We start from the raw sequence: 13,625 nt of genomic DNA, 5'->3' as shown, positions 1-13,625 counted from the left end.
TATAAACTTCCATGAGTTCAACTTATATAACATATTCTGATATGATGTAATAACGTGTCGGCGTAGTGAACTGGAAATTTACACGATAACGGAGAGGGCAGAAAAAAACTGAAGAAGCGAAGCTAAAAGCTTTCTGCAAGAAAGCTGCTACGGAAGCATACACTTCGCCTTCATCACCGGATTTTCCCCTTTAATAAAGGGATTGAAAAAATCTGGGGATAACAGCGATCGGAAGTTTATTCTGACCGCGTAGTGGTCCAGTGTAAAAACATTCGTTCAAACTATTCAGATAGATAGAGAGATACAGGAGGCAGAGAAAGATGAACAAGTTACAAGAAGAACTGCAGGAATTGTTACCACTCGATCAGCTTGAAGAGATGTCGGGTGAAGAAGTGGTGGGGAGTATTGCCATGGACCTATATCGAGCTGAATTTGCGACGATTCGAGAGAGCGGACCGGAACTTCCACAAGTACTGCAAGATACCATTCTAATCATCGATTTGGATACTGAACTGTCCATGAACGGTATGACCGGTTTCCTTGAGAATACCAGCGGACAGTATCTGGTTGAGACAAGAGCAGCGATGGAGCGGATCGGGAATGATGCAGATGCCGTGATCTTGAAAAAGATCGAGCAGATGTTGTCCGAAAACGGGGTAACGCACGGACAATTACGAGATAATGTGAATGGTCTGTCTGAAGACGATATCACGACAAGCCTGCAAACACACGGGGAACAGATTCATGAGGTATTGCAGCAGATTGAACTGGAAGCCGCGAATTTGAGCATGCAATCGGATAACGAAGAAAGCTTCGACTTGCTGTATCAATATGTGGATGAAAATAAAGATCGTCTAAAACAGGAGATGAAGCACATCTTGTCTAATTAAATGGAAAGAGACTTCGTATAAAGACATCCTTCCTAACCATAATTGAGGAGGCAAAATGACGAGCATGAACAAACGATTAGCGATGGAATCCGTTCTGGTTACCCTGTTATTCATCATTGGTTATGCAGCTTGGAATGTCGTTCAAGGCATGATCATGACTATGAATTACGTACCTGATCTGACGAATACCGCTTCTTCCGATACTCCATTGCAATCCAAGGTTGCTTTTGGAACTATTGTTCGATGGGATTCTTCCATGATAATCGTTGGCATAGGCGCAGTTATCCTGTTTGCAACTGCTTATTATGTTATCCGCTCACAATTCCAGAAGCGGAAGCAGCGCTCCTAGTCGATAATAATCTCGTAACACATATTTCTTTATACACTAAAAAGAGCCCTTATTGTCAGATCACTGATAATAGGGCTGCTTTTCGTTAGCCTCATATATTAAGAATGCCGGCCGCGGCCTTCTGACCAGATATCACAGCACCTTCCATTGTGGTGAACATGGGCTGTTTAGTGTAATCCCCAGCGAGGTATAACCCTTGAATTGGAGTCACTTGTTCGGGGCGCTTGGACTCATTGCCTGGTGAGATCCGATAAAAGTTCTCTTTTCCCCGAACGATCCGGTAATCCGTTACTGAAGACACACCTTCGGCAAGTCCGATATCGACCAACCCTTGTTTGGTACGCTCCCATACTTCCTCATCGGACAGATCAATGAGTTCGTCGGGATTAACCAGAATGATTGAAGCTCTTCCAGGCCGCCCGCGAAACGTTGTTCGGGATTGCTCCCCAAATGAACCGATGTCGGTACCTGGCCCAAAGGTTGTACGGTCCTCGGGAAGGAGTGGCAGCTCTGATTCGAACTGTGCTGTAACGTGTGGCATGGCATCCAGACTCAAAAAGGGTTGAAACCATTCATGTTCACTGAAATGCTCTTCAAGTAATTGTTGGGAACGCCGGATATTGGTAGCTACAACAACACGTGTAGCGGAGAGCTGTTCACCATCTTCTAGTTCCACACCTTTCAAACCCTCCGAATCATAGAGCAGTCGGGTTACTGGGGCATTGATTCGTACTTGTCCTCCTTTTTGCTCGATGGCAGCAGCCAGAGGCGCACACATGACATCCGTCATACCACCAGTAAAGGCACCAATCCGCATTTTATGAATCCGTGGAATACCCGGCAGAAACAGTCCAAAGAAGGCATACGCAGAATATTTTTCAAGTGGCATGAAAAAAATGCCTGAAGATAACGGTTCAACGATTCGTTGCAGAGCCTGTTTGTTTACCCCGCGCTGATTTGCAAAATCAAGCACCGATACTGCATCAAGTTCCTCGGGACTGGATACACACTCCTTGAAGCCAGCAGCTAAAAAGGGAATAAGTGAGGCCTTGTCGGCTGGCGTGATGAAATTATTATTTCCCAGCACACCTGATAGTGTTTTAAGTGGAGCATGAATAACATCGAGTCCAAATTCACCATGCTCATCGGCATCAGGGTGACGAACCTCCATCGTGGTTTCCCATACCAACATACCATCTGGGTCGATGCCAGCACGTTCAAGCAAATCTGGCAGGGCTTTGTAGTATCCAATGAATTTGTGGAACCCGGATTCCACCTCCATTCCCCGCTCATTCCAGTTCCCTGTGCGCCCGCCTACATAGGGGGCAGCTTCGAGAACGAGTACAGACTTTCCCTGTTCTACAAGTTCAAAGGCACAACTCAAACCGGCGAGCCCTGCACCAATAACAATGATTTGATCTTCGTTTATTTCAGAATTGTTGGGTTGTGAAGACAAGCGAATTCCCTCCTTTTTATCTAATATACCCACTAATTCCTGCCTACAAGCTTCTATGCATGATTGAGATCGAGTTATCGTAGTACAAAAACAGCTCTTTGACACGGATGTGCCAAAGAGCTGTTGGTACAGATGACAATCAGATATGTTTGGAAATGACTTCTTCCAGACCTTGAGCGACAGAATGTGCCCCCTGCTCCAGATGTCTTTCATACAGATGCATACGCACGAAACTTTCATCCGTACCCATCGCTTCCGAGAACATTCCACTGAGTCCGCGAGCGCGGCGGTCAATCTGTAATAGCAACTCCAGTGAATCGCCCATCGGATAGAACATGACTTCCAGCTCATCCAGCTGCCCACGGAATTTGTTGGTTGGCACATATTCGAATTCCTGGACAAATGGCAGATTGCCGCCTAGTTTCGGCGCATAGTCGTTGGTCACTTCACGCAGTTTGAAGCCGAGGATCTCAATCGCATCCAGTACGGTGTTCATATCTTTGGTAGGTACGACGTGCAGTCTGTCCCGGTCTGAAGGGTCCACGGCGCTTGAGATATCGAGGCCCGTTTCTACCCACACCTCTGCACGATGTAGCGTAATAGGCAGGTTTTCTGGCAGGTCAAATGAGAATGACTTCTCCAATTTGGCTCCAGGCTGCAATGTGAAACCTTCGGTGAGCAAATATTTGGCTATAACGGCTGTTTCTTTTACTTTGCGATCATCGCGCTCCCGTATGTAATGGGTTTTGATTGAAAGGTAGATTCGATCTACGTTTTGTTCCACATCCCCACCTTCAATATACACGGTCCCCGAGATGATTCCTCCAGGCGTGACTTCTGATGTATGCAATTCTGTATTTACTTTGGCTGCTCCAACACCTACACTGGCTAACATTTTCTTGAAAAATGACATGCGCTCAACCTCCAGATCAGATGGTTTACTATTTGGGGATAAATACGACTTCGACCTTAATACGGAAACTGGAAGAGAAGCGTTTCAAATTTTAGTGAAGATATATCGCGAATTAAAACAGGAGAATCGACTTGTCTATGTCGAATGTTTTGGGTGAAGGAAGTTTTTGTCAGGAGGACCTCTAGACACAAGTATATTTGGCAGGCCGTAAGGAGCTGAGCGCGATTGAATACAGAACCTTCAGAACAGAAAACTGGTGAGACTGGTGTCAAAACCAGCTTTGAACAGATGGCGAACGGGGAACAGAAATATAAAATGATAGCCGAGGATGGCAGTTATTATTGCAGAACGGTTGCCTCGTCCCAGGGAGCTTGGCAGAACAGTCATGTACACGTCAATGTAACGGAGTTTTATATGGTGCAATCCGGATGGATTGCTTATGCCAGGTATGGAGACGATCAGATGCTTTCCATTCGAGTGATGCGTGAAGGAGAGCATATCGTTGTCCAGCCGGGAGTTCATCATAATATATATATGTCTGCCAATAGTGTCATTCATACGATCAAGCATGGAACAAATACCTCCAGTGACTGGACAGCATCACCTGAGTTGGATAGGTTAACTCAATCTTTAACGGAGAAGGAATTATTTCAAAAGTATGGTTAAGGAGTATGCAGAATGATGAATGTATATGAATCGAATGAAATCACCGTACGACTCTTGAAGATTGAAGATGGACATCATCTGGAGAATTGGCTGTCTGATCCGGAAGTCCTTCAATACTATGAAGGACGTGATCGGCCGCATGATCTGGATATGGTAAGAGAACATTTTTACACTCAGGATGATGATGCTACCCGGTGTATCGTTGAGTACGGAGGAAATCCGATTGGATACATTCAGTTCTATGAGCTTGAGGATGAAGAACGATCGGAGTATGGTTATGGAGACACGGATGAGATCATCTATGGAACGGACCAGTTTATTGGTGAGGTAGACTACTGGAATAAAGGGATTGGAACACAGTTGATGCAGTCCATGCTGGCTTATCTAATTAATCAAAAGAAAGCCAGTAAAGTGGTTATGGACCCTCAGGCTTGGAATTTGCGAGCGATATCCTGTTATGAGAAATGTGGTTTCCAAAGGATCAAACTGTTGGAGAAGCATGAGCAGCATGAAGGACAGATGAGAGATTGCTGGCTAATGGAATATACTTCCTCTAAGCAGCTTAAGTTATAGTGAATAACACACACAAGGAGGAATGATGGATGGATGAAAGATTTCCGATAGGACCATTTGTACACACAGGCGAGGTTACGTCTGCACAGAGAGAGCAGTGGATTCAGGACATTGCTGAGTTGCCTGAACGCGCCCGAGAAGCGGTTAAAGGACTGAGTGAAGAGCAATTAAGTCTGCCGTACCGAGAAGGTGGATGGATGCTCAAACAGGTCATTCACCACATGGCAGACAGCCACATGAACAGTATGATTCGTTTCAAGCTGGCACTGACAGAGGATACACCTACGATTCGGCCTTATTATGAAGAGCGTTGGGCTGAATTGAGTGATTCAAGAGACCTGGATATCGAATTCTCGCTGCAAATTCTGGATGCGCTGCATCGTCGCTGGGTGTTTCTGTTAAACGCGTTGACAGATGCAGATTATGCCAAACAATTCTATCATCCCTCATCGCAAGAAACGACGAGACTGGATTACAATCTGGGCATGTATGCTTGGCATGGCAAACACCATGTTGCCCACATCACATCGCTTAGAGAAAAACTAGGGATATAAAGAATCAACAAACCTGTTGTGAGGGGAGAGTGCCGTGATGATTATACAGACACGCCTCTTGAATGAGAATGATCCACTTGTAATCTCGCAGGCTTTTCAAGCGCAGGGATGGCAGAAACCTGCCGAGCAGTATCTTCAATATCTGTTCGAACAACAGAATGGGGACCGTGTGACCTTGGTGGCGGAGTTGAATGGAGAATTTGCCGGATACGTTAATGTATTATGGGTATCACATTATCCAGCGTTCAGGGAGCAGGGGATTCCTGAAATCAACGATTTCAATGTTCTGATGAAGTACCAACGTCAAGGTATTGGTTCGCAACTTATGGACCGAGCAGAGGAAGTTATTCTGGAACGAACGGATGTAGCAGGCATTGGTGTAGGTGTGTTTTCTGATTATGGCAAAGCGCAAATTTTATATGCCCATCGCGGATACATACCAGACGGCCACGGTGTTCACAAGCACGATCATTACATTCAGCCGGGTGAAGAAACAATAATAGACGATGATGTTGTACTATATCTGACGAAGAAGTTATAAGCCGTTCATGTAGCGTAAGTGTGCATACAAAAAAAGATGATGAAAAAGCCATCCTGCATGTTATACTCTATTGGAATTTGAGGAATGGACAAGCAGGATGTTGGGAGATTACTTGAATAGAGGAGTGAACGATGCATGTTTAGCAAAGTCGGTCAGATTATGTTGTATGTCAACAATCAAGATGAAGCACTGGCATTTTGGACGGAAGTTGCGGGATTCCATATTGTGGATGAAGTAAACCTGGATGAAGGCATGAGATGGATCGAGATTGCGCCTGCCCCGGATTCGCAGACGAGCATTATTCTTCATGACAAAGAATTCGTGGAGCGGATGTCGGCGGGTGTCAATCTGGGCACACCTTCGTTAATGTTCTTCACTGAAAATCTGGATCAATTATATGCCGACTTGTCTGGTAAACATGTAACGGTGGGAGAGATGGTCAAGATGCCAACCGGGCGTGTCTTCAACTTTGCCGATAACGAAGGAAATTACTTTGCTGTACTGGAACGAGCAAAGTAAATTACAACTGAAAACAGATACTATTTCAAGCGATCGACGTCCCTGTCGGTCGTTTTTTGTTGAGAATAAACCTATATTTACGAGTGGAAAAACACAAGAAAAATAGAGAACTACTGGGTAAAAATGTTATAATATGGTGTGGTTGATTTATGCAAATAATGAGGAATGATTCGTCATAAATGAAGATTGGGATGGAAAGTTAAAGGAGGAATGTGGTTGTGGATAAGACGATTAAAAGTGTGCAGGATCTATATGATATGCTCGATGCGGACTTCAGATCGGCCAAGCAGTTTTGGGAACCTTTCTATGAGGATCGGAACAGACCTATTCCCTTTTTTCCAAACAAACCGGATGAAAATCTGGTAACGCATGTGAACGCAGGTTTGTTACGTGGCGGCAAGGCACTGGAACTGGGTTGTGGGCCGGGCAGAAATGCGTTGTATCTAACCCGCCAAGGATATCAGGTTGATGCTTATGATCTTTCGGAGACAGCTATTGCCTGGGCTAAGGAGAGAGCGGCAGAAGAGCAGCTGGACGTGAATTTTGAATGTCGATCTGTGTTCGAACTGGCCCCGGAGCAAGAATATGATCTTGTCTACGACTCGGGGTGTCTGCACCATCTGCTACCACATCAGCGCATTCCCTACATAGAGATGATCCACGATGCACTCCGGCCTGGAGGATACTTTGGAATGACTTGTTTCGCTCCGGGTTTTGGTGATATTGGTGGGCCGGAGATCGTTATGAATGATTGGCAGGTGTATCAAGAGAAGTCGATGCGAGGTGGTCTGGCGTTCACGGAGGAGAAGCTACGTTACATGTTGGAAGATGGCTTCGAATGTGTGGAGTTCCGTGCAATGAGGGCGATGGAGCAGCATGAACCGTATTTTGGTGTACCGTTTCTATGGGCTACGTTGTGGAGAAAGAAAGATTCGTAAGCCTATTTGGAGATATGATCGATTGAAAATAGAGGAGGCGTGGTATCGGAATGGGAACAGGAACAGGAAGAAGACACTTTATCATTACAGGTACATCGAAAGGAATCGGTCTACAGCTTGCAGAGTTATTATTAGCCAAGGGTGACTGGGTCTACGGTATTTCACGCGGGAGCTCAGATCTGTTGGAATCAAGTGAGGAATGGAGCGGGCGTTACCGTCATGTTCAGTACGACCTTGCCGACCTGACCGGGATTGACGATTTGATTACACGTATATTGGACCAAATACCTTCTCAGGAAGCTGAATTCATTGGACTCATTAATAATGCAGCGATGCTGGAGCCGCTAAGACCTATAGATCAATGCAGTGCGGCAGAGATAAGTCAGAGTCTCAACATCAGTCTCGCAGCCCCAATGATATTGAGTTCCTCTTTTATTCAACACACGAATCACCTGTCCGCTAGACGTAAAATTGTTAATCTCTCTTCAGGTTCAGGAAGTTATCCCGCGCCTTCCATGACAGTGTACTGTACATCCAAGGCAGGCATGAACATGTTCACCCAATGTGTATCCTTGGAGCAAACGGGAAAGCTGAACCCTGTAGAGATGATTGCTTTTGATCCGGGCATGGTCGACACGGAGTTACAGGCTGTTGCACGCGGAAAGAATGCAGAGGAATTTGCGCTATCCGGGCTATTCAGTCAGGTATATGAGGCAGGCCAATTAAGATCGCCACAAGATGTAGCGAAGCAGTTGATCGAACGGATCGAAGAACACAGTGATGCAAGCCATGTTATACACTCCACAGAGAGTTAATATCGTATACGTAGTTTTGCTCGTTTTCTTGTGAATTTCCCTGTACACTGGTAACAGCGATCGGAAGAACGATTCGTAACGGTAACGGTCACCTGTAATAGCATAGTATAATTAGCTTATTTTCAACCTTAGAAGATCAGAAACGTAGGTGAAGTCTTTTGTTTAAAATTATGCTCATTGAAGACGATGAATCGTTATTCAGTGAAATCAAGGAACGTTTGTCCCAGTGGTCGTATGACGTGTACGGTGTGCAGGACTTTGGCAAGGTATTGCAGGAGTACAGCAGGATTCAGCCGCAATTGGTCATTATTGATATTCAGTTGCCTCAATATGACGGATTTCATTGGTGCCGGATTATTCGTTCACACTCCAATGTGCCGATTATCTTTTTGTCCTCACGGGATCATCCCGCGGATATGGTCATGTCCATGCATTTGGGTGCAGACGATTTTATCCAGAAGCCTTTTCACTTCGATGTATTGATTGCCAAGATCCAAGCGATTTTGCGGAGGGTGTACAACTATAATACAGAGCATACTGAACTCCGAACCTGGCGCGGTGCTGCTATTGAATATGTGAAAAATACGTTGACCTGCGGGGATGAATCTGTCCTGTTGACCAAAAATGAGATGTTCATCCTTAAAGTGCTGGTCGAGCACAAAAATCAAATTGTTACCCGTGAAGATCTCATCCGGAGCTTGTGGGATCATGAGCATTTTGTAAGTGACAACACGCTGACGGTTAACGTTAATCGGTTACGGAAGAAGCTTGAACCTATTGGATTGGACGGTTACATTGAAACCAAAGTAGGTCAGGGCTACATGGCAACGGAAGAGGCGGAAGCATGATCGGCAAGTACATACGAGAAAAGGCTAGTTGGTTAGGGCTACTGATAAGCATGCAGCTTATTATCTTATTTGTGGCCTACATGGACTCGTCCATTCCATTCAGATCTGTGATGTATATCGTAGTACTCAATGTGGTGGCATGCCTTTTTTTTATATGGGCGAGATACCCGAAAGAGTCCCGTTTCTATAAAAAGTTAAATACCTGGGATCATACCTATGATCTTGGGGAGCTTGATATCGCCGAGAGTCCGTATGAACTTATCGTACACGAGGCCATTACCTCCCAGACGCAGCGTTATTGTAAGGAGTCATCACATCATTTTATCGCTCTGGAACAGGAGAAGGATGAGATGTTGTCCTGGATTCATGAGGTGAAGACTCCACTGACTGCGCTGCAACTCATGATCGAGCGTTTGCCAGATGACAAGTTACAGAGCCAAATGACATATGAATGGCTACGAATCCATCAGTTGCTGGATCAGCAGCTTCACCAGAAGCGGATTCCATTTATGCATAATGACTTGTTCATCGAAGAGACGGAACTTGAACCGGTGCTGAAGGGCGAGATTCGAGCCCTGAGATCGTGGTGCATTTCCAAAGGCATTGGTTTTGATGTCTCACTCACGGTTACTCGCGTGCTGACAGACAGCAAATGGTTAGGATTTATTATCCGGCAGTTGCTGAGCAATGCGGTGAAATATAGTGATTCATCGGATATCGTCATTGATAGCCGGGAGCAAGATGGGCACATTATACTGATGATTCAGGATCACGGAAGAGGGATTGAGGCTCAAGATCTGCCACGTATATTTGATAAAGGATTTACGTCCACCCGAGGCAGAATGGATGGGGCTGCTACCGGGATGGGGCTATATTTGGTTCGTCAGGTGGTCCAGACGCTTCATATGAGCATTCATGTAGAATCTTCTCCTGGCGAGGGCACAACCGTCACACTTACTTTTCCGCGAAAAAACGACATGGTGCATCTTGCAGGCGTGTGACAACAATGTCACATGCTTTTTGGTTTTGTTCGGTGAATCGCACGATAACACTGCACATCCCGATTATGATATAGACACGAGCATTTTGCAGAAGATCAAAGAGGAGTGAGTGGGATATGTGGATACTGGAAGCCAAAAAAATTCATAAAGTCTACGGTAATAAATTAAATAAACAGGAAGTGCTGAGGGGGATTGACCTTGGGGTAAGCAAGGGAGAGTTTGTCGGTATAATGGGGCCTTCGGGTTCAGGCAAAACGACGCTGCTTAATGTACTTTCCTCCATCGATCGGGTGAGCCAGGGCACGATTGATATTGAGGGCAAGGAATTTACCGGAATGAAGGAGAAACAGTTGGCTGAATTTCGCAAGCATCATCTGGGCTTTATTTTTCAGGAATACAATCTGCTGGATACGCTAACGGTGAAGGAAAATGTATTATTGCCGCTCTCGATCACGAACATTCCAAAGCAGGAGGCACACCGGAAGTTTGAACAGATTGCCCGGGAATTGGGAATCTACGAACTGAAAGACAAGTATCCATCTGAGATTTCAGGGGGTCAGAAGCAGCGGACTTCGGCAGCACGAGCATTTGTTCACGAGCCGAGTATCATTTTTGCGGATGAGCCGACAGGAGCGCTGGATTCCAAGTCCGCTTCGGATCTGCTCGGCAAGTTAAGTGATATGAACAGTGCACGAAAGGCGACCATTATTATGGTTACCCATGATCCGGTTGCCGCAAGTTATTGCAGCAGAGTGATCTTCATTCGTGATGGTCAGATCTACACCCAACTGAATAAAGGAGACGAGTCCCGGCAATCGTTCTTCAACGACATTATCAAAACCCAGGGCGTGTTGGGTGGTGTGCAACAATGAGCTTGAGTTATATCATATTCCGTAATCTCAGGAAAAATCTGAAGAATTATTATCTATATGTATTTGCGCTCGTGTTCAGTGTGGCCTTATATTTTTCCTTTGTGACGTTACAGTATGACCCTTCCATGGATGAGGTAGCTGCTTCAACGAAAGGGGCTGCGGCCATAGGCGCATCTTCGGTACTGTTAATCGTCATTGTCGGCATCTTCTTGCTCTATGCCAATACGATCTTTATCAAGCGGCGCAGCAAAGAAATTGGATTATTTCAATTGATCGGACTGACGAAGGGCAGAATTTTTGGCATTTTGAGTGCGGAGAACAGTATTCTCTATTTTGGCTCCATGGCTATCGGTGTGTTGATTGGGTTCCTTGCGTCCAAGCTCGTATTGATGATATTGTTCAAAATTCTCGGCGTGGACGCGATTACGAAACTGTACTTCTCTTCGATGGCACTGATGCAAACGGTGATTGTCTTTACGATGATGTATCTGCTCATCATGCTGATGAACTACACCTTTATCAGGAGACAGAGTATTCTCTCGCTCTTTCGGGTGTCGGCCACTTCGGAACAGCAGGTGCAGAAGATGTCTCTCGGACAGATGATTATTGGCGTCTTGGGCATTGCCCTCATTGTGTATGGATACTTCATGTCCGCACGGTTATTCAGTGGTGAGGCAATGGATATGCAGCAATTGATGTATACGATGATCCTGATTCTGTTCTCGGTCATACTGGGGACATATCTGTTCTATAAGGGGTCGGTAAGTTTTATCTTTAATCTGATTCGCAAAAGCAAAAACGGCTACCTTACTATTCATGAGGTGTTGTCTTTATCTTCAATTATGTTCCGCATGAAGTCCAATGCATTGCTGCTCACGATTATTACAACCGTGTCGGCGCTTGCTATTGGCATGTTGTCACTCAGTTACATTTCGTATTATTCGGCAGAGGAGCAGGCCAAGGAAAGCTTGCCGGAGGATTTTTCTTTTGCCCAGGCGAATGTGAAAAATCGCTTTGTAGCGGAGTTGGATAACAAACAAATTCCATATGAAGAGAAGCATAGACAGCCCATTTACATTGAAATTGATGCTCATGAAGTGATGGATAAATCTATGACAGAACAATATCTGTTCAGTAGTGTAGTTAGTGACAATATGGTAGATAACATCGATCTGCAACCAAGTGAAGTGGTCTTCATGGGATACGGAAATTCCATTCAGCAGTTGATTTCCATTCAGGAGACAGGTCCAATCGTCTTGCATGGGTTGAAGCGAACGCTGGACCAACAACTGATCGGAACCACCAAACAGGGGGTACTTCCTTCGTACTATACTGGGGGCACGCCAGTTGCGGTTGTGGATGAAATGGTATACCAGCAGCTGCGACAGGATATCGATCCCGAGCTGCAGAAGCCCGAGCGGGTTGACTACTATGGTGTGCGTATACTGAACGAGGGGCAGGCTGAAGAGGCGTATGCCGTATATAAGAAGCTGGAGTTGGAAGCCCCGAGCTTCTCCCAGATCGAGTTCAGAAATAACCAACGTAACAATATGGGACTGATTATGTTCATTGTTGGTTTCCTTGGTTTAACATTCTTAATCACATCGGGGTGTATCCTGTACTTTAAGCAAATGAATGAAAGTGAAGAGGAGAAGGGCAATTATACCATTCTGCGAAAGCTCGGATTTACTCAAGGTAATCTGTTACGTGGCATTCAGATCAAGCAGTTGTTTAACTTCGGTATTCCGCTTGTGGTGGGGTTGAGTCATAGTTATTTTGCCGTGAAATCAGGTTGGTTCTTTTTCGGTACGGAGCTGGCGACACCTACGGTCATTGTCATGATGGTCTATACATTGTTATATTCGATCTTTGGTCTGTTGTCTGTCTGGTACTATAAGCGGGTGATTAAGGAAGCCTTGTAGAATTGGGTTCAGGAGTATGCTGATATAGCAAAATAGGTTGAGTAATGGGCAGCTGTAATGTATACAGACTGCCCTTTTTTTGCTTTCTACTCGGCTGGGTAGTTGATTTCACCCGTTTCGAGCAGTTGTTTTAAACCTTCAAACATCAGATGCCAGCCCTGCTCAGAACCGGTGTTGTATTCAAGGGTTGCTTTTTCAATATCGTCTTCAGTCCAGCCTTCTTCATGGGGAACGATAATATGTTGTGTGAATGTCATTTCGGAACTCTCTCCATGAGAAGTGACATCAACGGTGATCGTATCTACGGTATCGCTAAATTGTGGCATTTCGAATGTAAGCACCAATCGGTTAGATGGATCAATCTCCAGGTATTCTCCGATAGCTCTGTAATCTTTCCCCTCACGATGGTCCACGATTTCCCAAGTACCGCCAACTTTCGGTTCGTTCTGTATCACTTTATTTGTTGTTTCGCTCGTGAACAGCCACTTCTTCATGAGCTTAGGATTCAGCCAAGCGTCAAACACCTGATTCGCAGGTGCATCAAAAGAACGTTTCATCGTTAATAGGGTTGTCGATATGTTATTCATGATCATCATCCTTTGCTGATTCTTCACTCTTCATTTACCTTGCTCAATCTTACAGATAAGTATAATGCAAATAATCACTTTGTTTAACAGGATATCTGGAAAATGAATATAGCTTCGTGAAAAAAAAGGATGATTATGGAATTAAGTCGAAATGATGATAGAGTCCAAGAATCTGATTCAT

General features: G+C 45.0%; 16 protein-coding genes. 13 read left to right on the top strand and 3 right to left on the bottom strand.

The features are described from left to right. Positions 1-320 precede the first annotated feature (320 nt). Together AC4G47_RS22145 and AC4G47_RS22140 are read left to right on the top strand one after the other, a co-directional pair. The gene (locus AC4G47_RS22145; RefSeq protein ID WP_458125954.1) at positions 321-890 is read left to right on the top strand and encodes a DMP19 family protein; all 570 of its coding nucleotides are present in this window, start codon (positions 321-323) and stop codon (positions 888-890) included. A 64-nt stretch (positions 891-954) separates the two neighbouring features. After that, a complete protein-coding gene (locus tag AC4G47_RS22140; protein WP_458125955.1) occupies positions 955-1,239 on the top strand; it encodes a hypothetical protein in 285 nt (94 codons plus the stop codon). Positions 1,240-1,330: 91 nt separating this feature from the next. Here AC4G47_RS22140 and AC4G47_RS22135 read toward each other — a convergent pair whose 3' ends face one another. Together AC4G47_RS22135 and AC4G47_RS22130 are read right to left on the bottom strand one after the other, a co-directional pair. Continuing rightward, positions 1,331-2,695 carry a hydroxysqualene dehydroxylase gene (locus AC4G47_RS22135; protein WP_491102686.1) on the bottom strand — a complete coding sequence of 455 codons (1,365 nt, stop codon included), beginning with the start codon at positions 2,693-2,695 and terminating at the stop codon, positions 1,331-1,333. 139 nt (positions 2,696-2,834) lie between these two features. Beyond that, positions 2,835-3,608 carry a sporulation protein gene (locus tag AC4G47_RS22130; protein ID WP_491102685.1) on the bottom strand — a complete coding sequence of 258 codons (774 nt, stop codon included), beginning with the start codon at positions 3,606-3,608 and terminating at the stop codon, positions 2,835-2,837. A 225-nt stretch (positions 3,609-3,833) separates the two neighbouring features. Here AC4G47_RS22130 and AC4G47_RS22125 point away from each other — a divergent pair, with 225 nt between their 5' ends. From AC4G47_RS22125 to AC4G47_RS22075, 11 genes are all read left to right on the top strand, one after another. Beyond that, positions 3,834-4,274: a cupin domain-containing protein gene (locus AC4G47_RS22125; RefSeq protein WP_458125958.1), complete on the top strand. Its 441-nt coding sequence runs from the start codon at positions 3,834-3,836 to the stop codon at positions 4,272-4,274. 15 nt (positions 4,275-4,289) lie between these two features. Then, complete coding sequence (locus AC4G47_RS22120; protein WP_458127197.1) at positions 4,290-4,847, top strand: GNAT family N-acetyltransferase; 558 nt, start codon at positions 4,290-4,292, stop codon at positions 4,845-4,847. 29 nt (positions 4,848-4,876) lie between these two features. Then, a complete protein-coding gene (locus AC4G47_RS22115) occupies positions 4,877-5,401 on the top strand; it encodes a YfiT family bacillithiol transferase (protein WP_491102684.1) in 525 nt (174 codons plus the stop codon). 37 nt (positions 5,402-5,438) lie between these two features. After that, the gene (locus AC4G47_RS22110; protein ID WP_491102683.1) at positions 5,439-5,942 is read left to right on the top strand and encodes a GNAT family N-acetyltransferase; all 504 of its coding nucleotides are present in this window, start codon (positions 5,439-5,441) and stop codon (positions 5,940-5,942) included. Between the two features lie 135 nt (positions 5,943-6,077). Continuing rightward, on the top strand, positions 6,078-6,461 hold the full coding sequence (locus AC4G47_RS22105) for a VOC family protein (RefSeq protein WP_491102682.1): 384 nt from the start codon (positions 6,078-6,080) through the stop codon (positions 6,459-6,461). Positions 6,462-6,679: 218 nt separating this feature from the next. After that, on the top strand, positions 6,680-7,399 hold the full coding sequence (locus AC4G47_RS22100) for a class I SAM-dependent methyltransferase (protein ID WP_458125962.1): 720 nt from the start codon (positions 6,680-6,682) through the stop codon (positions 7,397-7,399). 50 nt (positions 7,400-7,449) lie between these two features. Then, the gene (locus AC4G47_RS22095) at positions 7,450-8,214 is read left to right on the top strand and encodes an SDR family NAD(P)-dependent oxidoreductase (RefSeq protein ID WP_491102680.1); all 765 of its coding nucleotides are present in this window, start codon (positions 7,450-7,452) and stop codon (positions 8,212-8,214) included. Between the two features lie 158 nt (positions 8,215-8,372). Further along, positions 8,373-9,062 carry a response regulator transcription factor gene (locus AC4G47_RS22090; protein ID WP_491102679.1) on the top strand — a complete coding sequence of 230 codons (690 nt, stop codon included), beginning with the start codon at positions 8,373-8,375 and terminating at the stop codon, positions 9,060-9,062. Beyond that, the gene (locus tag AC4G47_RS22085) at positions 9,059-10,063 is read left to right on the top strand and encodes a sensor histidine kinase (protein ID WP_491102678.1); all 1,005 of its coding nucleotides are present in this window, start codon (positions 9,059-9,061) and stop codon (positions 10,061-10,063) included. The genes AC4G47_RS22090 and AC4G47_RS22085 overlap by 4 nt, the downstream gene beginning before the upstream one ends. A 116-nt stretch (positions 10,064-10,179) precedes the next feature. After that, positions 10,180-10,935: an ABC transporter ATP-binding protein gene (locus AC4G47_RS22080; RefSeq protein WP_458125966.1), complete on the top strand. Its 756-nt coding sequence runs from the start codon at positions 10,180-10,182 to the stop codon at positions 10,933-10,935. Further along, complete coding sequence (locus AC4G47_RS22075; protein ID WP_491102677.1) at positions 10,932-12,857, top strand: FtsX-like permease family protein; 1,926 nt, start codon at positions 10,932-10,934, stop codon at positions 12,855-12,857. Before AC4G47_RS22080 ends, AC4G47_RS22075 begins: the two co-directional genes overlap by 4 nt. Positions 12,858-12,943: 86 nt before the next feature. Here the strand turns inward: AC4G47_RS22075 and AC4G47_RS22070 are convergent, their stop codons facing one another. After that, positions 12,944-13,444, bottom strand: a complete 501-nt coding sequence (locus tag AC4G47_RS22070; protein ID WP_491102675.1) for an SRPBCC family protein — start codon at positions 13,442-13,444, stop codon at positions 12,944-12,946. Positions 13,445-13,625: the final 181 nt, after the last annotated feature.

Source organism: Paenibacillus sp. Negev47 (assembly GCF_058313655.1).
The sequence above is the reverse complement of the archived record's forward strand: the minus strand, read 5'-3'. Positions and strand labels throughout refer to the sequence as shown.

Bases quoted from the DNA above. Each gene is read 5' to 3' on its own strand.
- AC4G47_RS22110 (WP_491102683.1), top strand. From the start codon at position 5,439: ATGATTATACAGACACGCCTCTTGAATGAGAATGATCCACTTGTAATC.
- AC4G47_RS22085 (WP_491102678.1), top strand. From the start codon at position 9,059: ATGATCGGCAAGTACATACGAGAAAAGGCTAGTTGGTTAGGGCTACTG.
- AC4G47_RS22140 (WP_458125955.1), top strand. From the start codon at position 955: ATGAACAAACGATTAGCGATGGAATCCGTTCTGGTTACCCTGTTATTC.
- AC4G47_RS22070 (WP_491102675.1), bottom strand. From the start codon at position 13,444: ATGAATAACATATCGACAACCCTATTAACGATGAAACGTTCTTTTGAT.
- AC4G47_RS22145 (WP_458125954.1), top strand. From the start codon at position 321: ATGAACAAGTTACAAGAAGAACTGCAGGAATTGTTACCACTCGATCAG.
- AC4G47_RS22105 (WP_491102682.1), top strand. From the start codon at position 6,078: ATGTTTAGCAAAGTCGGTCAGATTATGTTGTATGTCAACAATCAAGAT.
- AC4G47_RS22075 (WP_491102677.1), top strand. From the start codon at position 10,932: ATGAGCTTGAGTTATATCATATTCCGTAATCTCAGGAAAAATCTGAAG.
- AC4G47_RS22080 (WP_458125966.1), top strand. From the start codon at position 10,180: ATGTGGATACTGGAAGCCAAAAAAATTCATAAAGTCTACGGTAATAAA.
- AC4G47_RS22115 (WP_491102684.1), top strand. From the start codon at position 4,877: ATGGATGAAAGATTTCCGATAGGACCATTTGTACACACAGGCGAGGTT.
- AC4G47_RS22095 (WP_491102680.1), top strand. From the start codon at position 7,450: ATGGGAACAGGAACAGGAAGAAGACACTTTATCATTACAGGTACATCG.
- AC4G47_RS22130 (WP_491102685.1), bottom strand. From the start codon at position 3,608: ATGTCATTTTTCAAGAAAATGTTAGCCAGTGTAGGTGTTGGAGCAGCC.
- AC4G47_RS22120 (WP_458127197.1), top strand. From the start codon at position 4,290: ATGAATGTATATGAATCGAATGAAATCACCGTACGACTCTTGAAGATT.